Here is a 23,762-nt window from a genome sequence, read left to right on the forward strand (position 1 = left end):
GAAGTCGCTTGTGCTAATTGTAATAATCATCGTAGCATTTATAGGAGCAGGTTTGCTGGATTTAAACTTACGTAAAAAATTTAATATCGAAAAAAATGAAAAATTTATGGATCAGTACGTCGGTATTTGGCATTTCCTATTAGAAATTGTACTTTGCTTCTTATTTTTATCATTCGTTACAGTAAACTTATTTGATCAAATTACGCTATATTCGCTATTATTTGCATTTATTATGCTGCTATTTATGGTTCGTGGTCTTTTGGAGTTTTGGTTTAGAAGAGAAAAGCGACGACATATTATTTCGTTCACATATGTTGGGCTTTGTGCAATAATCAGTGTTGCAATTGCATTGATTTTGTAAAAAGAAGAGGCTGGGACAAAAATCGCCTTAAAATCAAAAGTCTTTCAAATTTTACGATGAGTAAAATTTGAAAGACTTTATTTTGTGTCTACATCCAAGCCGTTGTTCTCCGTTACGGCGGACGCTTTCCTGGGGGCACGAGGCCAACAGGATGTTGGTCACAAAAGCGTTGCCACAGGACGTGGCGTTTTTAGCTTTTGTTCCTTACGTCTCTCCCACCTGCTCCTGCGGTTACTCGTCGCATAAATAATTGCTCCTGCGATTACTCGTCGCAAAATAAATTTTGCTTGTCCCCTGGGAGTCGCCGCCTTCACTCCGAACAACTATTTTCCATTCCATCTAAGGGGAACATTTACAAAGCGCAGCATCTGTGAAATTTGTTTGATGGTTATGAGTGAATCAACTTATTTTCCCCTAGATTTAGAAAGAAGGTTACATAAAAATGATATTCTCTTGAAGGTTGCTATTGAAAGAGGGGGATAAGGTGTGAGGGAATTACTTTGTACCATATATTTTCATGATGAAATGTAAAAAGGAGAAATTGCAATGTGCAATTTCTCCTTTTTACGAGAGCTAAAAAAAATTATGTTCCAGCTATATTTTTAGTCTGCCTGTACTTCTTCAACGGTTGCTTCTACCTCTGCACGTGACATTTTATCGCGGCCATCACGCATTGCTTGTAATGTTTTATGCGCTAATGCTAAAGGTAATTTACAGAATAGTTTAATCGAACGTTTGTCTAAATCTTTCATATAAAGATCGGCTTTTGCCAGGTTTTCCTCTGCATAAGCAAATAGTTCGGTACGAGTCCAGCCGTCTGGAACGAAGCTTACACCACGCTCATCTAAATCCTCTTGCTCGTTTCGTAAAATATTGACTGCCTGTAATCCCCGACCATAGCCAATCGCAAGCTCACGGTCTGTTTTCGTACCTGCACTCCATTCCCAAAGCTCTGAAAGCATAACACCGACTAACCCAGCTACGTAATACGTATAGTCATCTAAATCCTCTTTTGTATGTACTTGCCAGTTTGCCAATGCCCATTTCGCCATACCTTCAGCCATTTCACTTGTTGCAGACGTTACAATCGGTAATGCACCTTGTGGACATACTTGTAGCCAGTCTGCTAAACGAAGTGTCACTTCCGGCATTTTTTCCTTTACAGGAGCCAATGCATCTAAATAAGCATTATTATCGAAAGAAGGGGCCTTTAATAGGTCTGCAACCTTTAAAAGTGTTGCATGTTTTACTTCATTTGATACTTCTTCATGATCTTCAATCTCGTCAATGGCACGCATCGCTAAGTATGCTGCTGCAACCGTTAGTTTTAATTCTTTTTCTAAAAAGGTAATGGGGATATAAAATGTACGGCTCGTCTCTTTTAGAACGCGCATCGCATCTTTTTGTAATTGTTTCGTTGTCATAAGGAAGACATCCTCCAATCTAAATTGCATCCACCTCTTATCGTAACGCAAATTTGTGAAAAGGGAAAATAAAAGTTCTGTCCCAAAATGAAACATGAGCAGGCAATTATAAAGATTTAGTTTAAAAGTGGAACGGAGGTAGTGGAAAGTAGAAAGGTTGTAGGGGGAAGTAGTATGCTCCACTTGAAAAGGAGAAGTTTTCAGCATGAATGTTGAACAGGTCCGAAGAATTAGAAGATCTCGTCCTGAAAGTAGAACGGGTGCCGCGGAAAGTAGAATGATTCTGGGCAAAAGTAGAATCCTCCTCCAGGAAAGTAGAATGTTCCCGGCCTAAAGTGGAACAGGGGCGAAGAATTAGAAAGTCTCGCCCTGAAAGTAGAACGGGAGCGGCGGAAAGTAGAATGAGTGTGGGCAAAAGTAGAACGTTTCACCTAAAAAGTAGAACGTTTCCGGCCTAAAGTAGAACAGGGGCGAAGTATTAGAACAACTCGTTCTGAAAGTAGAACGGGAGTGGCGGAAGTAGGAAGATTATAGGGAAAAGTAGAACCCTCCGCCAGGAAAGTAGAAAGTTCCCATCTAATATAAACCGATCCTGCCTTAACATAGAAATTATCAGCATTAACTTACATACTCGAAAATAATCTTGCAAGCATATAAAAACTACCATTAATAAAGCAAATAATTAACGAGGAAAATGCGTATGCCTTATTCTTTTTAAATTCATATAAAAACGTTATGGAACCTAAAATCAGTATTCCAATCCAGCTACCTTCCCATAATACATTTGTCAGTCTCTCAGGGAAAAGTGTGAAAACTCCTGTCAAAAAGCTGGTCCAAATAGCAGCAGTTAAACCTAAGAAAATGATACTTAATTTTGATGGTTTTCCTGAATCACTTCCCCAGTAATAAAGAATTACTATAGGGAATATACAAAGAATTGCAACAATCAGAAACAAGATGAACATTAAACCGCTCCCTTTATCATTTTTAAGTTTGACGTATTATTTGGTAAATAGTTCCATTTAAAATGAATATCTCTCTATCTTTTCAACCTATACAGCCGCTATATACGATTGCTACTCTTATGATTAATGTGGACGGATTCTTACTGGAAACACTCCTCGTTGGAAAAGAGAAAGCAAATACACAAGGTCAGCTAGATGCTTTAAAATTTTATCTTAAAACAGTGCTGCAAATAAATGAACGAGGCGTAAGTATGATTTTAAAAAAACGGAAACGCAAATAGTGCAGCGTTTCCGTCAACTTTATTCTTATGAAATATATCCAACTTTTTTGAGAAAGATTTTAGAAATGTAATTCAAATGTGGAAGGTTATCTAAAGGGAAATATTGCAGGTCCTTCGTTTCTTCCTTTTCCTTAAGTTTCCCAGTAATTTTTACTGCTTCATATATAGCGGTTGCATTATAAATTTCATCGCCATTTGGATATTTGTAATAGGTTTCTTTACCGGAGGCTATGCCAATTAATTTCAATTCCTCGGCGTTTAAACCAGTCTCTTCATGTAATTCTTTTTGGGCAGTTTCTTCAAAGCTGTCACCAAGTTCCATGCCACCACCGGGTAGACCCCAATCATTAGTATCTTCCCGTAATTGTAACAATAACTCGTTGTTATCATTAAAAATAATTACGGCAGATCCAGGTGCAATGATAGGTCTTTCTCCAACGTATTGTCGTAAAGTTTCAATGTAATCCATAGTAGTTTCACACTCCTTTATCGCAATTAACTAAATCCTAACACATATTTAGTATTGGTAAGTAATGATATATGTTAAATTTGTTTAAATAGGTATTTTAAGTTTTTATAGGAAATACTTAGAAATTATATGATTGAAAGAGGGAGTTGAAAAGGTGAATAAGATTGATACATATTGGCATCAGTATTGTGAGATGGAAGGCTTATCAAATATCCGCTACACGGAAGCATTTCAATTTGGAGCGAAAGCGGATTGGTTAGCTAGCCTTGTTGTTGCAGGCACTAAAACGGCGACTTGTTCAAGCTTTCCATTGTACGAATTGGAAGGGGAGCCATTACCAAAAGTAGGTGACTATCAAATTGTATTAAATAGTCAGGATGAACCGGTTGCCATTATAAAAACCTATTCAATAGAAGTTTATCCATTCAACGAAGTGCCTGTTGATTTCGCATTAGCTGAAGGAGAAGGGTCGTATGAAGAATGGAAAGAAGCGCATATCGCTTTCTTTGGCCGAATACTGCCTGAATATGAGTTAACGTTTACAGAAGAAATGCTAACCGTGTGTGACAGATTTGAAAAAGTATATCCAAAGTAGATAAGGAGCAAGTATTTCGTGTAATACGGAGTACTTGCTTTTTGTTTGCTTTAAATTAAAATGCCAAAAAATCTAAACGAAGAAAAAACTTTTCAATGTATGTGGAAGTGGTTATAAGTTCCTATTGTATTGAAAGTATTAGAAAGGGAAATATTCATGAGGAATATGTTCAAGTAAATTCTATTGGTGTTCATTCTATTCTTGTTTCTAACGTGTTCTTTAACTTCCGCAATAATTAAAATCAGTTTCAAGAAATGCTGTAAATATTATATTAACATTTCGATGTATTCTTCATGATGTTATTGTTTCAATAATAATTGCTGAAGTTTTAGGGAATTTATTATTTAAAAATATTCTATATTTAGAATAATTTAAGCGGAATTTATATATATAAGATAAGAGTACTTTTAAATATACTTTTAAATATTAATTTAGTATGTTGTAATTTTTTAGTTTATGCAACATATAGTGAATTTGGAGTAAAGGGTTCGACCATTTTAAACAACGAGATAGAACGAAACCAGTATCAGCCAATTAATTTCAAAGGAGGAATGAGTGTATGAGAGAAGCGGTAATTGTAGCTGCAACGCGCACACCAGTTGGTAGAAGAAATGGAGTATTAGCAGAGGTAAGAGCAGATGACTTAGCAGCAGATGTACTAGAGGATGTAGTTAAACGAGCGGGAATTGAAAAGGCGCTTGTGGAGGATGTTATTTTTGGCTGTGTGACACAAACACTAGAGCAGGGTGGAAATATTGCACGTGTAGCAGCACTGATGGCTGGCTTTCCAATTGAGGTGCCGGGTGTGACGATAGACCGGCAATGCGGATCGAGTTTGCAAGCAGTTCATTTTGCAGCACAGGCGATTTTAGCAGGTGATATGGATATTGTCATTGCAGGTGGGATTGAAAGCATGAGCCGTATACCGATGGGATCGAATGTTCAAGGGAGAGGCAAAAGCGAACGTATAAAAAAATACGAGCTTATTAATCAAGGGTTATCAGCAGAGCGGATTGCAGAACAATGGGAGTTAACAGAACAGGAAATTAACGAATACTCTGTGCTCAGCCAAGAACGGGCCATCAATGCGATTAAATCGGGTAATTTCAAAGACGAAATCGTACCTGTTGGGTACGTGGATACCGACGAAGGACCGAGATCAGGAACAACAGTTGAGGTACTGCAAGGCTTGAAAAAGGTATTTAAGGAAGGCGGATTAATTTCTGCGGGAACTTCTTCACAAATGAGTGATGGGGCATCAGCTGTACTCATAATGTCCAGTGAAAAAGCGAAGGAACTTGGTGTGAAACCGATGGCAAAAATCATTGCACGCACAGTCGTAGGCTCTGATCCTACACTTATGCTAACTGGTCCGATTGAAGCGACAAAACGTGTACTTGAAAAAGCGAATTTAACGATTGAAGATATGGATACTTATGAAGTAAATGAAGCATTTGCCCCTGTGCCGATTGTTTGGGCAAAAGAGCTTGGAGCAGATTTGGACAAATTAAATCCAGATGGCGGTGCGATTGCACTTGGTCACCCACTTGGCGCAACAGGGACAAAGCTATTAACTTCGATGCTTTATCGGATGGAGCGCAATAACCAACGCTATGGCTTACTTGCGATTTGCGAAGGAATGGGTATGGCGAATGCCACAATTATAGAAAAAATATAGATCAAAAGTATTAATAAAATTAGGAATAATATAAGAATTAATTTCATAGTTAATAGAATATCCATAAGTTATGTAATCGCTTTCAAATAGATAAAACTATAAAAAATAACATGAAGAAGAGAGTGTGAAGAATATGAATAAAACAATGACGAAATCAAGAAAAGAATCACGGACGTTCTTGAATGACGAACATATTATGTTTAGGGAATCTCTTAAAAAATTTATAGAAAAAGAAATTGAACCTTATTTTACACAATGGGAAGAAGATCGCATTGTTCCCCGTGAATTATGGACAAAGCTAGGCAGTCAAGGATTTTTATGTCCAAGCGTTGAGGAAAAGTATGGTGGAACAGGGCTAGACTTTATTTTTGATGTAGTTCTATCAGAAGAGCTGTCTAAAGTTGGCGGCGGCTTAAGTGGCATTGGTTTGCATAGTAATGTTGTAACACCTTATATCACGTCATTTGGTACAGAAGAGCAGAAGATGAAGTACTTGCCGAAGTTTGTTAGTGGTGAATGGATTTCTGCTATTGCAATGACAGAGCCTGGTGCGGGATCCGATTTGCAGAAAATTACTACTACAGCGATTAAAGATGGTTCTGACTATATTGTTAATGGTACAAAAACCTTCATCACAAACGGAATTCTTTCAGATGTGATCATCATCGCCTGCAAAACTGATCCAAAAGCGGTACCTGCCCATAACGGGGTAAGCTTAATGATTATTGAACGAGGGATGGAAGGATTTTCACGCGGCAGAAAATTAGACAAGGTTGGTATGCATAGCCAAGATACAGCGGAATTAATATTCGAGAATGTTAGAGTTCCTGCAGAAAACTTGCTTGGAGAAGAAGGAAAAGGTTTCTTGTATTTAATGCAAAAATTACAACAAGAACGACTACTTACTGCAGTGGGCGCTATTACGGCTGCTAAGGATATGTTGGATCTCACTTTACAATATGTTAAAGAGCGAGAGGCGTTTGGTAAACCAATTGGCAAATTCCAAAATACACAGTTTGTATTAGCTGAAATTGCGACGCAAGTACAAATCGGTCAAACATTTGTGGATGATTTAATTGTGCGCCATTTAGCCGGACAGGAAATTGTGACGGAAGTATCGATGGCCAAGTGGTGGGTGACGGATATGGCCCGGAAAATTTCTGCAGAGTGTATGCAATTACATGGCGGCTACGGCTATATGGAAGAATACAAGATTGCGAGACGATTTAGAGATATTGCTGTTACACCGATTTTCGCAGGTTCCAACGAGATTATGAAAGTTATTATTGCTAAAAATATGGGGCTGTAATAGTACCAAAGAGTAAGAATTTGCGAGGTGAGATGAAAATGAAAAATGCCGTAATAATAGATTCTGTTCGTACAGCAGTTGGCCGGATGGGAGAGACATTGAAAAATGTAGAGGTTGATTATCTCGCGGCAAAAGTGTTGGATGAAATCGTCGTCCGTACCGGTATTAGTAAAAGTGAAATCGATGAAGTCATTCTCGGGCAGGCGAAGCAAAGTACAGACTCGCCAAATTTAGCTCGCTTGGCGCTTTTACGTGCCGGCTTTCCGATTGAGATTACAGGATACACAGTTCATCGGCAATGTGGCTCAGGTCTGCAGGCAATGAATAGCGGTGCACAGCAAATTATGTGTGGTTTATCGGACATCATTATTGCTGGTGGAGCTGAAAGTATGAGCACAGCACCGTACTATTTGCGAAATGCCCGCTACGGTTACGGTGCAGGAAACGGTGAAATTCTGGATTCAAACACGGAAAGTCAGCCCCGGGCACAACCTATTGAAACGTACGGAGCATTAACGATGGGGATGACAGCGGAAAATTTAGCTGAAAAGTACTCCATTTCTCGTTCTGAACAGGATGAGTTTGCTTTAAGAAGCCAGGAAAATGCGAAAAGAGCTATTGAATCAGGTTTGTTTACGCAGCAAATTGTACCTTTCGAAGTCAAGACGAAAAAAGGAACAGTCGAATTTAAAGTAGACGAGCATCCTAGAGAAACAACTTATCAAAAGTTAGCCCAGTTAAAGCCTGTCTTTAAAGAAAACGGCACCGTTACTGCTGGTAATACTAGCGGTCGAAATGATGGCGCGGGTGTTATCATGCTAATGTCAGAAGAAGCGGCTGCTCGGTATGATAAAAAGCCTAAAGCGAAAATTATTGCGCAGGCTGTGGCAGGAGTTTCACCGGAAATTATGGGGATTGGCCCTGCACCAGCAACGAGAAAAGCGTTAAAGATGGCGGGCTTAACACTGGATCAAATCGGGTTGGTGGAATTGAATGAAGCCTTTGCTGCACAATCTTTAGCGGTTATTAAAGAACTTGGTCTGGATATGAACCGCGTTAATGTAAATGGTGGAGCGATCGCCCTCGGTCATCCAATTGGCGGCACGGGCGGAGTTTTAATGACAAAGCTGCTTCATGAAATGGAAAGACGCGGAGAAAAGTATGGTTTAGCAACATTCTGCATTGGCGGCGGTCTAGGTATTACGACAATTATTGAAAATATGCAGTTGTAGAACGAGCCGGAGTTGATCAAGATGGTCCAATCAGATTGGAAACAAACCTATAAAGAAAAGTGTACCACCACAGAGAAAGCAATCCATCAAATTGAGTCCTTTCAAACGATTTTTTTGGCGCCAATGTGCAATGAACCTCAAGCACTTGTTGAAGAGTTAATACGTCAAAAGGCGCGTTTGCAAGGGATTTCACTATATTCCATCGTTTTAGGCAGCCCATGTAAATATGCGGATGTAGCCTGTCATCCTCACTTTAGCATTCGGACATTTTTAAGTTCACCTTTACTGCAAAAGGCTTATGAAAATAACATATGTGATTATCTTCCGGTGAACTTCTCTGAAATTCCTCGGTGGATCAATGAAGAGAACATCGATGTTGCTCTCATCCAGGTTTCACCACCTAATGAAAGTGGGTTTTGTAATCTCGGAATTTCTGTAGATGTAGTGCAGACATTGATAAAAGAGGCGAGGATTGTAATTGCAGAAGTAAATAGCAATCTTCCTGAAACAGCCGGGGAAACGCTCGTTCATGTATCAAACATTAGTTATTTTGTTCCTTCCGACCGGCCTTTACTTACAATTCGTAATAGCCGGACTTCTGAGGAGGACTTAGAAATTGGCCGGTACGTTGCAACACTCATACCTGATTATGCAACGATCCAAGTCGGTGTTGGCAAAATTGCTGCCGGGATTGTTCAATCACTTCATTCGAAAGTAGGTTTAGGTGTGCATTCCGGTTCTCTTACTGACGATATTGTGGATTTGATAAAGGTCGGTGTCGTTACAAACGAGCGGAAAGAAATCAACCGTAATCGAACCGTCTGTACAACCCTTACTGGGACGAATGAGTTGTATGATTTTTGTCACCAGAACGAACATATTGAACTTTACCCGATAAATTACACACACAATGCAGCCATAATATCGAAAATTAGCAATTTCTATTCTATCAACTCGGCGCTGGAAGTCAGTTTATCGGGTCAAATAAATGCAGAACAATTTGATGAAAGCCATGTAGTAGCAGGAGTTGGCGGACAAATGGATTTTATCCGGGCATCAAAACTTTCTCCTGGTGGCAGAGCAATTATTGCTCTGCCCTCTACTGCACAAAACGGGACGGTATCGCGTATAAAGGTGCATACACAGTATGTGACATCGTTAAAGTCTGAAGTTGACTACGTTGTCACAGAGTATGGCATTGCAAAATTGTTTGGGAAATCCCTAAAAGAGAGAGCAAAAAACTTAATTGCCATTGCTCACCCAAAATTCCGAACTGCTCTATACGAGGAGTTAGAACAATTGCAACGGTAGAATTCTTTAACCTACTAATTTTTAAACGAGAAAGGGTGTTATTTTGGCTAACTTAAAGGATAAGGTGGCAATTGTCACAGGTTCTGGCCGAGGGATTGGACGAGATATTGCTCTCCTTCTAGCAAAAGAAGGAGCAAAAGTTGTAATCAATGATTTAGGTGGGGGATCAGACGGTAAAGGAAATGATTCAAAAATTGCAGATGAAGTAGTTCAGGAAATACTGGAGCTGGGCGGAGAAGCTGTTGCCAACTATGATTCTGTTGCTGACTATGAATCTGCTTCAAATATTATTGATACAGCTTTATCAAGATTTGGACGATTGGATATCGTTGTAAACAATGCAGGTATTTTAAGGGACCGGATGCTCTTTAAAATGAGTGAGGCAGAATGGGATGCGGTCATTGCAGTCCATTTAAAAGGATCGTTTAATATGACCCGAGCTGCAGCCCCATACTTTAAAGAGCAAAAAAGTGGGCGCTTTATTCATTTTACTTCCACTTCAGGTTTAATCGGAAATGTTGGCCAGGCGAATTATTCAGCTGCCAAGTTAGGAATTGTCGGGTTGAGTAAAAGTACAGCGTTGGATATGGCTCGCTATAATGTAACGTCTAATGCGATAGCCCCATTTGCATGGAGCCGCTTAATTGGGACAATTCCTGCAGAAACAGATGATGAAAAACTAAGAGTTGAAAGGCTTAAACAGCTTTCGCCAGCCCATATTGCCCCATTAGTTGGTTTTTTAAGTTCGGATGAGGCAGCCGATGTTTCCGGACAAATTTTTGGTGTACGAGGGAAGGAAATTATGGTATTTTCGCAGCCGCGTCCCGTCCGTTCGGTATTCAATGCAGACGGTTGGTCCGTCGACAGTTTAAGTGCAATTAAAGGTTCACTTCAATCAAGTTTTACACCTCTTGAAGTCAGTGCAGACGTTTTCCCATATGAACCATTAGTGTAAAAGAATTAACAGCAAAATTGAAAAGGGGGAGAAAAATGGACTTTCAGCTATCGCCGGATTTAATGGAAATGAAAAAATCCATTAGAGATTTCATAGACAATGTAGTGGATCCACTTGCTGGACAAATTGATCGAGATGATCACATTCCGGAACATATTATGAAAATGACGCAGGATATTGGATTATTTGGCCTAAGTATCCCTGCAGAATATGGTGGTACAGGCATTGATATGGTCGGCAAATGCGGTATCTATGAAGAAATTGGGCGTACGTCCAACGGATACACAACTGTAATCGGTGCACATACAGGTATTGGAACGGTCGGAATTGTAGATATGGGAACGGAAGAGCAGAAGCGAAGATATTTACCGGGCATGGCGTCGGGTGACATTATTGGTGCATTTGCTTTAACTGAACCGAGTGCAGGTTCCAATGCGGTGGCGTTAAAAACGGCTGCCGTTCGCAAAGGTGATAAATATATTCTTAATGGCTCAAAGCATTATATTACGAATGCATCCATTGCAGATCTCTTTACGGTAATGGCTGTCACGGACCCAAGTAAAGGCGCAAAAGGAATTACTTCCTTCCTTGTAGATAGAAACTCTCCAGGTTTTATCATAGGAAAAACAGAAGAAAAGATGGGTCTTCGTGGATCACATTCTTCTGAAATCTTTTTTGAGGATTGTGAAGTACCGGTCGAAAATGTGCTGGGCGTAGAAGGCTTAGGCTACGTCAATGCCCTGAAAATTTTGGCAAATGGCCGTGCAGGACTAGCTGCAAGGAATTTGGGCTCATCGCAAAAGCTATTTGAGTTATCCGTCAAATATGCGCATGAGCGTGAACAGTTTGGTAAACCGATCTTTGAGCAGCAGATCATTCAACACTACTTGGCAGAAATGGCAATGGATATTGAAACATTAAGAGCCTTTACGTATCGGGTAGCTTGGATGGTGGATCAGGATATGAATGTCATCAAAGAGGCAGCGATGGCAAAACTTCTCGGGTCAGAAATTTATAACCGCATAGCGGATAAAGCTGTCCAAATCCATGGTGGTATAGGCTATATGAAAGATTTCCCGATTGAACGATATTATCGTGATGCACGTATTACCAAAATTTATGAAGGCACATCCGAAATTCAGAAAAATATTATTGCTGCTCAAATTCATAAAGAATATATGAAAACGGCATCGCCAGCACACATCAAATAATGGAACTCCATTTACCTATTAATAACTTTTAAGGAGGTGAGTTTACTTGAGTACAGAGCTTGAGGAAAAAGTTGGTATGAAAATAGAGTCCTATACCTTTAGAGTAGAAAAAGGAAAAATCAGAGAACTAGCATTAGCGATTGGAGATTTGAAGGAAGAGTATTTGAATGGTGAAGCTGTCCCACCTACCTTCCCAACAGTCATTGATTTTTGGGGCGGGGATTCCTCCTCATCTGAACTTTTAAATTTAAATATGAAGAAGGTACTGCACGGTGAGCAGGAGTATGAATATTTCAGGGAAATCATACCTGATGAAAATATCACTGTACATGGCGTTATTGAAAAAGCATATACGAAAGCCTCCATGAACTTTTTTGTCTTACGTAAGGACTATTTGGACGAACAGGGTGAAACGATACTAATTAGTCGTTCTACAATTATTGAAAGGCACTAGGAGGGATTCTATGGAGATCGGCTATACACTTGAACCTTTACAAAAGGAAGAAATAACGCATACACAGCTTGTTCGATATGCAGGCGCATCCGGAGATTTCAACCAAATCCATACCGTTGTACCTTATGGGGAAGCAGCTGGTTTAGGTGGGGTCATTGCACATGGCATGTTAGTTATGGGCTTCGTCGGTCAGGCAATTGGACAATGGTTTGAGGCGAAGGATCTGAGAAAATTTACAGCACGATTTAAAGCGATGACAAGACCAGGTGAGAAAATAACGGTGCAAGGCCGGGTTGTCGATGAAAAGGATGATCGCTGGATTTGTGAGGCTGAAGCAATAAATGAAGAGGCAGAAGTAAAAGTAAAAGCATTTTTCGAGATTAAGAAATAAAGGCTTTAATTTAGGCTTCTTAGACAGACAAGAGAGATTCATTTCGTAAAAGTTGTTGTGGTAACTACTAATTTACAGTGAAAATCTCTATTTTTTATGCGTTTTTAATAGAATGCATCAAAACATAAATTTAAGGGGGACAAAGCAATGAGAGAATATGTTACGACAAAACAGCAAATTAACAAAAATTCACTTCCGTATAATTTGTATCAAAAGGCGAAGAAATTCGGTATTTGGAATCCGGTAGATATCGATTTTAGCCAAGATAAGGAAGACTGGAAGAAGCTATCGGAAGAGCAACAATTAGAGGTTTTGACGCAATTTGCTCAATTCATTGGTGGCGAAGAAGCGGTAACACAAGATATCCTGCCAATGATTATGGCAGTTTCCAAAAAGGGCTGGTTTGAAGAAGAGTCTTATTTAACGACATTCCTTTTTGAAGAAGCAAAGCATGCTGAGTTTTTCAGTCTGTTCTTGGAAGAAATCGGTGTTACCGAAGATTTGACGCATTTACTATCTCCAGGCTATCGCAAGTTATTTGATGAAACGTTGCCGGATGTTATGGGGAAATTAATTGACGATCAATCACCTGAAGCGATGGTAGATGCAGCGGTTACTTACAATATTTTTGCAGAAGGCGTATTAGCTGAAACAGGTTACTGGTTCTTCCATGAAGCATTATCAAAGGTCAATCTGTTCCCAGGATTTATTTCAGGAATTCGAAATGTAAAGCGTGACGAAGGACGCCATATCGGCTTTGGTACTTTCCTTATTCAGCGTTTGATTAGTGAAAATCCTGAACTGGATTTGTTTGAACGTGTACAGCAAAGACTTCAGGAATTGTTACCGATTGCGATGATGCTAACAGAACGAAAAGAAGGCGAAACAGTAACAAGCCTTGGAATTGAAGCAGGAAAATCAATGGAGTTTGCGATGAAACAATTACAGGCGCGATTAATGGTTCTTTCACGTGCAAAAGGAAAAACATTGGAAGAAATCTACGATACAGAAGTTATTTTTGAAGAAGTGTAAAAAATTCAGGCAAGAGGCATTACTGAATATCGTTTTTTATTTAAAGGGGGATGAAAGATGACGACAGAAGTACAAGTAAAGATTTTTCCACAGTTTATTAATGGTGAATGGACACCATCAGCTTCAGGTGAATTCTTTGATGTAATCAATCCGGCGACATCAGAAGTAGTAGCGAAAGTTTCAAAAGGAAATGCCGACGATGTGAACATGGCAGTTCAAAATGCGAAAGAAGTGTTTGAATCCGGTGTTTGGTCAGGGAAAACTCAGGCAGAACGTGCCCAAATTATGATGCAATTTGCGGGGAAGGTAAGACAGCACGCACAGGAAATCATCTTTTTGGAAGGCATTAGTACCGGAGCGACTCTGCGTAAACTAGGAGGGGCGGATATCCGTCAGTTAATACTGTCTCTTACACAGACGGCGGATTTATCTCTGAAATATGAAGCGGTAACTGCACTGCCAGTTAATGAACAATTAGGGGCAAATCGCAGTTTGCTTGTTCGCGAGCCACTAGGGGTAGTTGCGGCTATTACGCCATTTAACTTCCCATTAGTATTAGCAATGTGGAAAATTGCACCGGCCATTGCAATGGGGAACTCTATCATTATTAAGCCGGCTTCAAATACACCATTAGGTACATTAAAGCTTGCCCAGCTAGCAGTTGAAGCGGGTATTCCACCGGGGGTTATCAATGTCGTAACAGGTCCAGGGGCTGAAGTAGGTGATGCACTTGTAACACATCCGGATGTATCCAAGGTGGCGTTTACAGGATCTACAGAAGTAGGTCGGAAAATTATGGCGCAGGCTGCAGGTACAGTGAAGAAAGTTACGCTTGAACTTGGAGGCAAGGCTCCTGCAATTGTGCTTCCAGATGTTGATCTTGAGGTTGCGATTCCAGGAATTCTGCTCGGAGTATTTTTCCATTCAGGTCAGGTATGTGAAGCGAGTACACGTTTAATTGTCCATGAGTCCATTTATGATATCGTCGTTCATCAGCTAGCTGAAACGAGCAAGAAGATTAAACTCGGTCAACCGCTTGATATGGCTACAGGAATGGGACCAGTCATTTCTGAATCACAAATGAATAAAATTCTTGATTATATTCAATCAGGCATCGATGAGGGAGCAAGACTTGTATGTGGCGGTAAACGTGCAACAGAGCCGGGACTGGAGAATGGTTTCTTTATCGAACCGACAATCTTTGCGGATGTTACGAATGATATGAAAATTGCACGAGAAGAAATTTTCGGTCCAGTTCTTTCTGTCATTAAATATTCAACAGAAGAAGAAGCAATTGCTATCGCAAATGATACAGAATACGGATTAACAGGCGGCGTTTGGGGACGTGATGTGACAAAAGCAAATGAAATTGCGACGAAAATTAAGGCCGGAACAATTTGGATTAATGACTGGCATATTTTCCGTACAGATGCTCCATTTGGTGGCTATAAGCAAAGTGGAGTTGGTCGTGAGCAAGGAGCACAAGTATTTGACGATTACACAGAGCTGAAAAATATTTGTACGTCATTAACGACAGAAAATTCGCAGCGCCCGGCTTTAGGTTTAATTTTCTAATCTGATTACGCCAAGGCGAAATAGATTAACAAAAAGAATGGAGAGATACGATGAAAACAACTTCCTATTTTGAATTCACTCATCGCCCTGAAATCCGAAGCGGCGCAGGTTCACACGTTTTAGTGCCGGATTTAATTCAAGGGTTAGGCGGAAAGCGTCCTGTATTATTTTCTGACAAAGGGTTAACAGATGCAGGCTTAACGCAAAAAATTAAGAGCTTATTTGATATGGTTCCAGGCATAAAGCTTGCTGGTGTATTTGATGATATTCAGCAAGATGCTAAATCGAGCAATATTAATAGAGGCTTAAAGTATTTCAAAGAATGTAATGGTGACTCCATTATTGCGATTGGCGGGGGAAGTGTTTTAGATACAGCTAAAACAGTGAAATGGGCCCTCTATAATAAGGTGAATCAGGTGGAATATGTGCTGACGGGGAATGTTTTGGAAGTTTGGCCAAATGCCAAGCCGTTAGGGATTCCGCATATTTCGATTCCGACAACTGCCGGAACGGGTGCTGAAATCTCTAGCATTTCAGTAGTATTCAATGAAATGCTGAACTTAAAATGCAATTTAATGAATCCGTATTTAACTTCTGATATTGCCGTTTTAGATCCGGATTTAACGGTTGGTTTACCGCCAAGAGTAACCGCTTTTACTGGTATGGATGCATTAACACATGCAGTGGAAGGATTTTTCTCAACAAAAGCGACGAATTTTTCGGATGCGTTTGCCCTGCATGCTGCTAAAATCATTGTCGCAAATTTAACAACAGCAGTGCATGAAGGGAAAAACGTTGCAGCCCGTGCGAATATGCTTCAGGCAAGTGCAATGGCAATCACAAGTTTCCAATCGGCAATGGCTAATATTCCGATCCACAATATAGCGCATACGTATGGTGCGAGATACGGCATTCCACACGGTTTAGCAAATGCTGTGTTAATGCCAAGTGTGATGAAAAACCTGTCTGGCGTGTATTTACCGAAAATTAATGCATTTGCCCCTGCGTTAGGTGTAGTTCCGAATGAGGCAAATCCTCAGGAAACATTGGATGAGTGCATTAATGTAATTGTTGAATTACGAAATGCTGTCAATTTACCTGCAAGCTTTGACGAGTTTAATATCGATGCAGCTGAGATTCCGCATCTTGTACCGGCTGTTCAAAACGACCCGTCTTCACTAAGCTTCCGAATTCCGGAAGATGTCATTGTAAACGTGTCTCAAGAAGTGATTAGTTCTAAGGTAAGTATTTAATTTAAAGAAAGCGCTCTTAAGGAGAGGGGGGATTCCTCCTTTCCTATGATTTATAAATTGAAAGTAGGAGGTTACATTATGAACATTGTTGAATTGCTTACTTCAACAACTTCTCGTTTGCCAAATCAACCTGTTATCCACTTCAAAAGAGCTCGACTTACTTATAAAGAATTACAAGATAAAGTTTACAATATTGCAGGCGGTTTAAAAGATCAAGGTGTCAAAAAAGGGACGAATGTTGCGCTAATGATGACAAACCGTCCTGAGTACATCATTACGTATTTTGCTATTTTAGCAAATGGGGCTACGGTTGTTCCGATCAATCCCACCTTCAAGGAACAAGAAGTGACCTATATCGTAAATGACGCCGATGTTGAACTATTGATTATAGAAGACGCATCCAAGCCAGTAGTAGAAAACGCAATGGCCCAATTCAAAACAGTCGGAAAGATTATTAATTACAGCGATACAGAAGATGACCGATTTTTATCATGGCATCAACTGGAGACATCTTCCCCTATTTCCGAAATCACCCCACTTCATGAATCTGATGTAGCACAAATTATTTATACGTCTGGTACAACCGGTAATCCGAAAGGTGCCATGATTACCCATGGGAACTTAAACTGGATGGCTATTACTGCTGCTGTCTACAATCAGTTTGTGCCAAGTGATCGGGTTCTTTGTGTATTGCCATTATTCCATGCGTATGCAAAGCTTCAAGGTTTCTTGGCGCCTATCGCTCATGGCTGTACGATCTATTTAGAGGAACGCTTCCATCCTGTTGAAACGTTAAAAGCGATTGCCGAATATGAAATTACGATATTCCTAGGTGTTCCAACAATGTATGCGTTTTTTGCCCAAGTTCCTCAAGTAGTGGAGCAACTGGATTTCTCAAAACTACGTACTGCCGGTTCTGGTGGAGCAAGCTTACCAGCAGAGCTATTGCATAAAACGAATGAATCTTTCGGTGTAAGTATTTCTGAAGGGTACGGTTTAACAGAAAGCACGGTGATGCTTATGACAACGCATCGAAGCTTACCGAAGAAAGTAAATTCTGTCGGTATGCCGTTACCGGGAATTGATTTGAAGTTGGTTGATCCTGAAGGTAATGAGGTTGAAAACCATGAAGTAGGAGAAATCCTATTTAGAGGTCCGAACATGATGAAAGGCTACTACAAAAAACCGGATGAGACAGCGAATGCGATTAAAGATGGCTGGTTGTATACAGGTGACTTGGCGTACCGTGATGAGGAAGGATATCACTTCATTGTAGACCGTAAAAAAGACATTATTATTCGAGGCGGATTTAATATTTACCCTAGGGAACTAGAAGAGCTTTTATATCAGCACCCGGCTATAGTAGAATGCTCTGTCATCGGAAGGCCCGACCCGGTATTCGGTGAAAAAACGGTTGCCTATGTCGTATCGAAGGACGCCGAGCTAACAGAAGAAGCAGTTCGAGACTACTGCAAAGAAAAGTTAGCCGAATACAAAGTACCGGATTATGTAAGCTTTATCGAAGAAATCCCGAAATCCGGAACAGGTAAAATTCTGAAAACGGCTTTAAAAGATTTAGATAAAAATGTACTGCCTAATTAAAACTACTTGGTTGGGGTTCATATAGTTTAGCTACAGCTTCAGTACATGAACTAGAACGCAGATAATGTCGTTATGGACTAATCGCGATTAGCGTGGGCCAAGCAATGACAAATGGGTTAATTATTGAACAGGAACGAGGAGTGGATAAAAAATGAATTTTGACCAAAAGGCAATTATTATTACCGGTGGTGGATCGGGATTAGGTGAAGCTACTGCACGCACGGTTGCAGCTGCAGGTGGTTATCCTGTTATATTGGACTTAAATGAAGAAAAGGGTCAAGCAATCGCAAACGAATTGAATGGCCTATTTTTCAAAACGAACGTTGTGAACGAAGATGATGTACAACAGGCGATTAATGGTGCTGTAGAAAAATATGGATCAATTCAAGGTGTTGTCAATTGTGCAGGTCTAGGTACGTCAACACGTGTCGTTGGCAAAAAAGGTGTATTTCCGTTAGATGAATTTAACTATATTATACAAGTTAATTTAGTTGGCACATTTAATGTGATTCGTTTAGCAGCGGCTGCCATGATGACAAATGAAACGAATGATGATGGAGAGCGCGGTGTCATTGTTAACACTGCTTCTGTAGCTGCATTCGATGGGCAGATCGGCCAGGCTGCTTATTCTGCGTCGAAAAGCGGGATTGTAGGGATGACTTTACCGATAGCAAGGGATTTAGCAAGCTATGGTATTCGTGTCATGACGATTGCACCGGGGATTTTCAATACACCATTAATGGGGAGGGCACCACAGGAACTAAAAGATGCTTTAGGCAAGCAAGTTCCTTTCCCACAACGTTTAGGTGATGCTACTGAATTTGCTCATTTAGTAAAAGCTATTTTTGAAAATCCAATGTTAAACGGTGAAACGATTCGACTCGATGGAGCAATTCGTATGGCTCCGAGGTAAGGAGGAATATAGATGAATCTTGAAACAATGACGGTAGAAGAGTTGGACTATGGTGTACATGTCGTAACGATTAATAATCCGCCAGCCAATACATTAAGTGCAGGAATTCAACGTGATTTACTGCAACTGCTAGAAGAAGTTGAAAATAATCAGGCAATCCGTGCGATGGTGTTTAAATCAGCGAATCCGAAAATCTTTATTGCAGGTGCCGATTTAGGTTCAATGGGAGCCACAGAAGGAAGCGCGAATATTGCAGAAAGCTCAAAACATGTGCAGGATATTTTCAATCGTTTAGAAGCATTGAGAGTACCAACCATTGCGGCTATTAATGGCCATGCTTTAGGTGGTGGCTGTGAATTCGTGCTAGCTTGTGATTTTCGTATAATGGGTCAAGGCACAATTGGATTAACAGAAGCGTCGTTAGGTCTGTTGCCGGGTGCTGGTGGGACGCAACGTATGACGAGATTAGTAGGTGGAGCGAAAGCGCGGGAGTTAATGTATTTAAGTAAACGTTTAAAGGCGGAACAAGCGGCAGCGATTGGCTTAATTACAGAAGCGGTATCACCTGAAGAGGTAGAAGAAAAAGCAATCTCATTAGCGACAACTTTAGCTCAAAGTGCAGTAGGGGCAATTGGGCTAATAAAAGAAAGTATTTTAGCTGCAGAGGAATTACCGTTAGAACAAGGATTAGTAGTTGAACGGGAAGCTTTTGCAAAAACATTTACAACTGGTGAGGTAGAAGAAGGCATCCGTGCATTCTTTGAAAAACGCCCTGCCAATTTTTTGAAGCCAGTAACAAATCAATAGCTCTGACAAATGTGCGGCCGTTTTGAAAGTTTATCTTTCATTACGGCCCTGCTTTTTAGTGGAACTCAAAATGACTCGGATAATGAAAGGATGATAGTACGATGCTTTTACAAGGATTGAAAATATTGGATTTCTCCACAATGCTACCTGGTCCGTTTGCAACAATGATGTTAGCGGATCTCGGAGCAGAAGTTTTGCATGTCACAAAACCTGCAGAAGACGGAAAGCAATGGGACAAAGATGATTATTTACAGCGTTCTAAAAAATCAATAGCTGTTGATTTGAAATCCCCGGAAATAATCGCTTCGTTAAAAGAACTTGTAAAGGAATACGATATTGTCGTTGAACAATTCCGACCAGGTGTTATGACACGCCTTGGTCTAGGTTACGAAGTGCTTAAAGAAGTGAATCCACGGTTAATTTATTGTTCCATTACCGGTTACGGCCAGACAGGTCCATACCGCGATCGGGCTGGACATGATATTAACTATGTGTCGATGTCGGGTATCCAAGGCTATTCGGGGACAAAAGAAGGTGGCCCTGCAAATTTAGGCATTCAGGTGGCTGATTTGGCAGGTGGGTCATTGCATGCTGTAATCGGCATTTTATCGTCTGTCATTTACCGGAACCGTACTGGAATCGGGCAACATCTTGATATTAGCATGACGGATTGTACTTTAACGTTAAATGCGTTATTTGCACAGGATTACTTAGTACAAGGAAAACCACTTCAGCGTGAAGAACTGTTGTTAAACGGTGGCTCGTTTTATGGCTATTATGAAACGATGGATGGCCGCCACATTTCTGTTGGCAGTCTCGAGCCGAAATTCAGAAAGCAGTTATGCGAAGCGATTGACCGTCCGGATTTGCTTCCATTGGCGATGAGTTTTAAGCCAGCTGATGATGGGAAGTTAAAAGAGCAGCTGCAACAAGTAATTTTACAGAAAACGTTTAATGAATGGCAAACGATTTTCACGCAAGTAGATGCTTGTGTAGAGCCGGTTTTAAGATTTGAAGAAGCAGTAAACCATCCACTTTTCGTAGAACGCGAAATGTTTGTAGATGTGGAAAAGCCGGATGGTACTACACAAAAGCAAATGGCCTGCCCGATTAAGTCCGATATTTTTAAAGCAACTTATACAGCAATCGGTGTGAAGTCAGGGACACATAATGAGGAGATACTGGGGATTCCATTAAATAGATAGAGAATATTAAACCGTTGATTTCCATTCCGGGATCGTTGCTTTCCTCGGGCACGGCTCGAGCTAACTAAATGGTGCCTACAACGGCAGGCGCCATTTAGTGGATCTTCCACGCGGTGCTCCTGCGATTACTCGTCGCATAAATAATTGCTCCTGCGATTACTCGTCGCAAAATAAATTTTGCTGTTCCCGCAGGAAGCGTTGCTTGTAGCGAAAGGTGTTAGCCATCAGCTACACTCGCCCTCCAAGCAGCTATAATAAAAAGATAAAAGGTCTCGAGAGGCAAACTCTCGAGACTTTTTGTTGACAATTTGAGGGTGCCTTCTTTTATGAAGGCGTCCTTTCGCATTGAGGAAAATTTGTTATTATCAAAGATGAGGGGTTCTTTATTCCATTTTTGTTTATATTTACTGGTTAATTGAATTAATGATTCATCACCATAAGTTGGGGATGACAAAATGCCGCCTCGCGATAGCGCAAGCGGCTTGATTAGGTGTTTTTTACTTCACTTTATAACGAGGGCAAAATTTTGGGATTGGTGGGCCTCGCAAACGGCAATAAAGGCAGTGATAAAGACACGTCACGTGGCTTTAGAGCTGTTTTGCCGTAGCCCACCAATCAAGTGGGATTTTATTAGAAAAGCAACCCCATGTTATGGTGATGAGGCAAATTAATAGAAATATTTTACAATAAACTGCAACTTTATTGTGCAATTAATCGAGGATAGAGTGAAAGGTGGGAAGTAATGAAGCTGGAACAAATCTATTCGTTGTATGTAAAAGATTTATACAATTATTTATTCTCTCTTTGCCGCCATACGCAGACGGCTGAGGATTTATTGCAGGATACATTTTATAAAGCCCATGTAACATTACTTGCTCAGCCGATTAAAGAACTCAAGCCTTGGCTCTTTAAAGTCGCATATTACACGTATATCGATTATTGCCGCAAAGAAAAACGTAGTGAGCCGTATGAGGAGATTGTACGCATCGATCATGCAACACCTGAGACGATTTATATGCAGGAGGACAGTTTTACAACTCTTTTAAATTTATTGGACCAACTGACACCAATTGAAAAGCAGGCGATTTTGTTATGTGATGTACAGGATTGTACGAATGAACAGGCAGCAGAAATTTTGGACTTGAAGCTTAATACGCTAAAAAGTCATTTGTTAAGAGGGCGAAAAAAAATGAGATCTATTATCGAAAAGGGGGGCATTAAAAATGGATGAGTATGAAAAATTAATTGCGAACTCAAAAAAACAGCAATTGTCCGATTCGCAGCAACAAAAGCTAAATCAACAGATGAGACGTTCTGTTTCACTTTCTAAAATGAATTTGATGGTAGGAACCATTACCATTATTTTAATGATTCTTCCTGTCAGCTATATTTTTACTTTTCTTTATTATGCATTTGGTACAAAATCGACAACTTTAATGGATGTCACGAGTCAAACTTTATATGTGACGGAGCCGAATACATCGCTTGAGGAAATAGAATTTGATATGGAATTTTTCCCATTTTCGATGCAGCTGCAGTTTGACCAGTATAAGCGTATAGGGAAGGAAGATTATAAAGTTAATAATTACGATATGCGCTATACACTAGGGAATTTAACGAAAAAAGAAGTGAGTTCCCAATTGGAGCGTGTCCAAAGGAAAAACCCAAATGAAACAAGTCCGTGGCTCACACATCCTAAAAATCAATCTGAGGTAGATACGTGGAGGGAGTGGGAAGTTTTAAGAGGTTTGCCGGATGAAACGGTTGTGGAGGCTTATATTTCCTTCCATGATTTGCATACAGTCGATGAAATCCGAAGCAGCTTTCGGAATGTAGATGTTGTTTGGGCGGCAGTTGATACGGGTGTAGAGGAGAAAAATCTGAGTAAAGATGGCGATGTCGTATCACCAATCGGTTATCCCGTACAGGTCGATAATACGACTTGGTCACCTTTTAGAGATGCTTACAGTAATGAGCAGGTGTTTATTGATATATTAAACTATATTGTGCAATATGAGGACTTAGCTACAAAGGTATCGAGCCATAAAAATTTAGAACTGGCTGAGCGAATTGACTACATTAATAAAAACGGGATTAAAACCTATGGGGTAGTTGTAACAGGACCCAAAAATGAAATTGAAAAACTAGAGGATATAAACTTAATCCGTAAAATTAAGTTAGGTGAGGTGAAATTATGGAACTGGACAAATTAAAGAAGCTGCAAATACCGGTAATTGCAGGATGGATTTCGGTTGCTAGTGGGCTTTTCACATTATTATTACTAAATATAAGTATGCTAACAAATGATTCTATTTTATTTGAGTATTTCAGCCTTATTTTAGGAATTGGCTTTATATTTGCTTGGCCGGCCATCTTTTCAAAGAAATCACGTTTTTTAGGTGTATGGGCATTAGGGATTATTCTGTTTTTAACAATATTCTTCTTTAGTATATTTTTACTTGGGTGGATCATTGTACCATTCCCTTGAGGTGTATATTAATCTGAATAGTACAAATTTAGATTGACACCGCATTGAGTTAATGGATATAATTCTATAAATTAAATTCGATGAAAAAGACAGTAATTTACATAAATTTTGATTAGCGAGCCAGGGAAGGTGAAAGCCTGGTGCAAAATATGTAAATGAAACGCACTTTGGAGAAGCAACCTGAAATGAAGTACGGAAGCCGGGGAGTCACCTCGTTAGCAATGGAAAGTGGTCACAATTTTGTGGCAACT

Annotated in this window: 24 protein-coding genes and 1 other annotated feature (1 of these 25 running past the window's edge); of the genes, 21 read left to right on the plus strand and 3 right to left on the minus strand. The window is 40.1% G+C overall.

Annotated features, from left to right (window positions below):
• Nucleotides 1–10: 10 nt before the first annotated feature.
• Complete coding sequence (locus MKY13_RS06400; protein WP_191699387.1) at nt 11–361, plus strand: DUF4181 domain-containing protein; 351 nt, start codon at nt 11–13, stop codon at nt 359–361.
• Nucleotides 362–963: 602 nt separating this feature from the next.
• On the opposite strand, the gene MKY13_RS06405 is transcribed toward MKY13_RS06400, so the two are convergent.
• Nucleotides 964–1,785, minus strand: coding sequence for a phytoene/squalene synthase family protein (locus tag MKY13_RS06405; protein ID WP_191699386.1), 822 nt, complete (start codon nt 1,783–1,785; stop codon nt 964–966).
• A 623-nt stretch (nt 1,786–2,408) separates the two neighbouring features.
• The gene (locus tag MKY13_RS06410) at nt 2,409–2,750 is read right to left on the minus strand and encodes a hypothetical protein (protein WP_339215851.1); all 342 of its coding nucleotides are present in this window, start codon (nt 2,748–2,750) and stop codon (nt 2,409–2,411) included.
• A gap of 62 nt (nt 2,751–2,812) precedes the next feature.
• Here MKY13_RS06410 and MKY13_RS06415 point away from each other — a divergent pair, with 62 nt between their 5' ends.
• Nucleotides 2,813–3,031, plus strand: coding sequence for a hypothetical protein (locus MKY13_RS06415; RefSeq protein WP_339215853.1), 219 nt, complete (start codon nt 2,813–2,815; stop codon nt 3,029–3,031).
• Between the two features lie 25 nt (nt 3,032–3,056).
• On the opposite strand, the gene MKY13_RS06420 is transcribed toward MKY13_RS06415, so the two are convergent.
• A complete protein-coding gene (locus MKY13_RS06420) occupies nt 3,057–3,500 on the minus strand; it encodes an NUDIX hydrolase (RefSeq protein WP_191699385.1) in 444 nt (147 codons plus the stop codon).
• A gap of 154 nt (nt 3,501–3,654) precedes the next feature.
• Here MKY13_RS06420 and MKY13_RS06425 point away from each other — a divergent pair, with 154 nt between their 5' ends.
• The 19 genes from MKY13_RS06425 to MKY13_RS06515 all read left to right on the plus strand — a co-directional run bounded on the left by MKY13_RS06425 (nt 3,655) and on the right by MKY13_RS06515 (nt 23,511).
• Nucleotides 3,655–4,095 (plus strand): ASCH domain-containing protein, encoded by a 441-nt coding sequence (locus MKY13_RS06425; RefSeq protein ID WP_339215855.1) that lies wholly within the window; start codon nt 3,655–3,657, stop codon nt 4,093–4,095.
• Between the two features lie 559 nt (nt 4,096–4,654).
• Nucleotides 4,655–5,773, plus strand: coding sequence for a thiolase family protein (locus MKY13_RS06430; protein WP_339215857.1), 1,119 nt, complete (start codon nt 4,655–4,657; stop codon nt 5,771–5,773).
• Nucleotides 5,774–5,906: 133 nt separating this feature from the next.
• Nucleotides 5,907–7,082, plus strand: a complete 1,176-nt coding sequence (locus MKY13_RS06435) for an acyl-CoA dehydrogenase family protein (protein ID WP_191699382.1) — start codon at nt 5,907–5,909, stop codon at nt 7,080–7,082.
• A gap of 38 nt (nt 7,083–7,120) precedes the next feature.
• A complete protein-coding gene (locus MKY13_RS06440; protein WP_191699381.1) occupies nt 7,121–8,314 on the plus strand; it encodes a thiolase family protein in 1,194 nt (397 codons plus the stop codon).
• Nucleotides 8,315–8,335: 21 nt separating this feature from the next.
• Entirely contained in the window at nt 8,336–9,625 is a 1,290-nt protein-coding gene (locus MKY13_RS06445; protein ID WP_191699380.1) for an acetyl-CoA hydrolase/transferase family protein, read from the plus strand.
• Between the two features lie 64 nt (nt 9,626–9,689).
• A complete protein-coding gene (locus MKY13_RS06450; RefSeq protein WP_339215860.1) occupies nt 9,690–10,580 on the plus strand; it encodes an SDR family NAD(P)-dependent oxidoreductase in 891 nt (296 codons plus the stop codon).
• 35 nt (nt 10,581–10,615) lie between these two features.
• Nucleotides 10,616–11,791 carry an acyl-CoA dehydrogenase family protein gene (locus MKY13_RS06455; RefSeq protein ID WP_191699378.1) on the plus strand — a complete coding sequence of 392 codons (1,176 nt, stop codon included), beginning with the start codon at nt 10,616–10,618 and terminating at the stop codon, nt 11,789–11,791.
• Between the two features lie 46 nt (nt 11,792–11,837).
• Nucleotides 11,838–12,245: a MaoC family dehydratase N-terminal domain-containing protein gene (locus tag MKY13_RS06460; RefSeq protein ID WP_191699377.1), complete on the plus strand. Its 408-nt coding sequence runs from the start codon at nt 11,838–11,840 to the stop codon at nt 12,243–12,245.
• A gap of 10 nt (nt 12,246–12,255) precedes the next feature.
• A complete protein-coding gene (locus MKY13_RS06465) occupies nt 12,256–12,636 on the plus strand; it encodes a MaoC/PaaZ C-terminal domain-containing protein (RefSeq protein ID WP_339215863.1) in 381 nt (126 codons plus the stop codon).
• Between the two features lie 147 nt (nt 12,637–12,783).
• Nucleotides 12,784–13,668 carry a R2-like ligand-binding oxidase gene (locus tag MKY13_RS06470; RefSeq protein ID WP_191699375.1) on the plus strand — a complete coding sequence of 295 codons (885 nt, stop codon included), beginning with the start codon at nt 12,784–12,786 and terminating at the stop codon, nt 13,666–13,668.
• A 57-nt stretch (nt 13,669–13,725) separates the two neighbouring features.
• Complete coding sequence (locus MKY13_RS06475; protein ID WP_191699374.1) at nt 13,726–15,243, plus strand: aldehyde dehydrogenase family protein; 1,518 nt, start codon at nt 13,726–13,728, stop codon at nt 15,241–15,243.
• Between the two features lie 50 nt (nt 15,244–15,293).
• On the plus strand, nt 15,294–16,496 hold the full coding sequence (locus tag MKY13_RS06480) for an iron-containing alcohol dehydrogenase (protein ID WP_191699373.1): 1,203 nt from the start codon (nt 15,294–15,296) through the stop codon (nt 16,494–16,496).
• Between the two features lie 78 nt (nt 16,497–16,574).
• Entirely contained in the window at nt 16,575–18,098 is a 1,524-nt protein-coding gene (locus MKY13_RS06485; RefSeq protein ID WP_339215867.1) for a long-chain-fatty-acid--CoA ligase, read from the plus strand.
• Between the two features lie 151 nt (nt 18,099–18,249).
• The gene (locus tag MKY13_RS06490; protein WP_339215868.1) at nt 18,250–19,011 is read left to right on the plus strand and encodes a 3-hydroxyacyl-CoA dehydrogenase; all 762 of its coding nucleotides are present in this window, start codon (nt 18,250–18,252) and stop codon (nt 19,009–19,011) included.
• 12 nt (nt 19,012–19,023) lie between these two features.
• Nucleotides 19,024–19,818, plus strand: a complete 795-nt coding sequence (locus MKY13_RS06495) for an enoyl-CoA hydratase/isomerase family protein (protein ID WP_339215870.1) — start codon at nt 19,024–19,026, stop codon at nt 19,816–19,818.
• A 101-nt stretch (nt 19,819–19,919) separates the two neighbouring features.
• Complete coding sequence (locus MKY13_RS06500) at nt 19,920–21,023, plus strand: CaiB/BaiF CoA-transferase family protein (RefSeq protein WP_339215872.1); 1,104 nt, start codon at nt 19,920–19,922, stop codon at nt 21,021–21,023.
• Nucleotides 21,024–21,765: 742 nt separating this feature from the next.
• Nucleotides 21,766–22,254 carry a sigma-70 family RNA polymerase sigma factor gene (locus tag MKY13_RS06505; RefSeq protein WP_191699368.1) on the plus strand — a complete coding sequence of 163 codons (489 nt, stop codon included), beginning with the start codon at nt 21,766–21,768 and terminating at the stop codon, nt 22,252–22,254.
• Nucleotides 22,247–23,236, plus strand: a complete 990-nt coding sequence (locus MKY13_RS06510) for an anti-sigma factor (RefSeq protein WP_191699367.1) — start codon at nt 22,247–22,249, stop codon at nt 23,234–23,236. Before MKY13_RS06505 ends, MKY13_RS06510 begins: the two co-directional genes overlap by 8 nt.
• Complete coding sequence (locus MKY13_RS06515; protein WP_191699366.1) at nt 23,218–23,511, plus strand: hypothetical protein; 294 nt, start codon at nt 23,218–23,220, stop codon at nt 23,509–23,511. The genes MKY13_RS06510 and MKY13_RS06515 overlap by 19 nt, the downstream gene beginning before the upstream one ends.
• Nucleotides 23,512–23,582: 71 nt before the next feature.
• Nucleotides 23,583–23,762 (plus strand) — a binding site (T-box leader) (it continues 38 nt past the right edge of the window).

The sequence above is a fragment of the Solibacillus sp. FSL W8-0372 genome (genome assembly GCF_037969735.1).
Lineage (GTDB): Bacteria > Bacillota > Bacilli > Bacillales_A > Planococcaceae > Solibacillus > Solibacillus faecavium.

What these genes read in the sequence shown, in the direction of transcription:
- MKY13_RS06430 (WP_339215857.1), top strand. Translation starts at nt 4,655, where the DNA reads ATGAGAGAAGCGGTAATTGTAGCTGCAACGCGCACACCAGTTGGTAGA.
- MKY13_RS06475 (WP_191699374.1), top strand. Translation starts at nt 13,726, where the DNA reads ATGACGACAGAAGTACAAGTAAAGATTTTTCCACAGTTTATTAATGGT.
- MKY13_RS06495 (WP_339215870.1), top strand. Translation starts at nt 19,024, where the DNA reads ATGAATCTTGAAACAATGACGGTAGAAGAGTTGGACTATGGTGTACAT.
- MKY13_RS06435 (WP_191699382.1), top strand. Translation starts at nt 5,907, where the DNA reads ATGAATAAAACAATGACGAAATCAAGAAAAGAATCACGGACGTTCTTG.
- MKY13_RS06405 (WP_191699386.1), bottom strand. Translation starts at nt 1,785, where the DNA reads ATGACAACGAAACAATTACAAAAAGATGCGATGCGCGTTCTAAAAGAG.
- MKY13_RS06505 (WP_191699368.1), top strand. Translation starts at nt 21,766, where the DNA reads ATGAAGCTGGAACAAATCTATTCGTTGTATGTAAAAGATTTATACAAT.
- MKY13_RS06510 (WP_191699367.1), top strand. Translation starts at nt 22,247, where the DNA reads ATGGATGAGTATGAAAAATTAATTGCGAACTCAAAAAAACAGCAATTG.
- MKY13_RS06500 (WP_339215872.1), top strand. Translation starts at nt 19,920, where the DNA reads ATGCTTTTACAAGGATTGAAAATATTGGATTTCTCCACAATGCTACCT.
- MKY13_RS06420 (WP_191699385.1), bottom strand. Translation starts at nt 3,500, where the DNA reads ATGGATTACATTGAAACTTTACGACAATACGTTGGAGAAAGACCTATC.
- MKY13_RS06490 (WP_339215868.1), top strand. Translation starts at nt 18,250, where the DNA reads ATGAATTTTGACCAAAAGGCAATTATTATTACCGGTGGTGGATCGGGA.
- MKY13_RS06455 (WP_191699378.1), top strand. Translation starts at nt 10,616, where the DNA reads ATGGACTTTCAGCTATCGCCGGATTTAATGGAAATGAAAAAATCCATT.
- MKY13_RS06410 (WP_339215851.1), bottom strand. Translation starts at nt 2,750, where the DNA reads ATGTTCATCTTGTTTCTGATTGTTGCAATTCTTTGTATATTCCCTATA.
- MKY13_RS06465 (WP_339215863.1), top strand. Translation starts at nt 12,256, where the DNA reads ATGGAGATCGGCTATACACTTGAACCTTTACAAAAGGAAGAAATAACG.
- MKY13_RS06445 (WP_191699380.1), top strand. Translation starts at nt 8,336, where the DNA reads ATGGTCCAATCAGATTGGAAACAAACCTATAAAGAAAAGTGTACCACC.
- MKY13_RS06415 (WP_339215853.1), top strand. Translation starts at nt 2,813, where the DNA reads ATGAATATCTCTCTATCTTTTCAACCTATACAGCCGCTATATACGATT.
- MKY13_RS06440 (WP_191699381.1), top strand. Translation starts at nt 7,121, where the DNA reads ATGAAAAATGCCGTAATAATAGATTCTGTTCGTACAGCAGTTGGCCGG.
- MKY13_RS06480 (WP_191699373.1), top strand. Translation starts at nt 15,294, where the DNA reads ATGAAAACAACTTCCTATTTTGAATTCACTCATCGCCCTGAAATCCGA.
- MKY13_RS06515 (WP_191699366.1), top strand. Translation starts at nt 23,218, where the DNA reads ATGGAACTGGACAAATTAAAGAAGCTGCAAATACCGGTAATTGCAGGA.
- MKY13_RS06470 (WP_191699375.1), top strand. Translation starts at nt 12,784, where the DNA reads ATGAGAGAATATGTTACGACAAAACAGCAAATTAACAAAAATTCACTT.
- MKY13_RS06485 (WP_339215867.1), top strand. Translation starts at nt 16,575, where the DNA reads ATGAACATTGTTGAATTGCTTACTTCAACAACTTCTCGTTTGCCAAAT.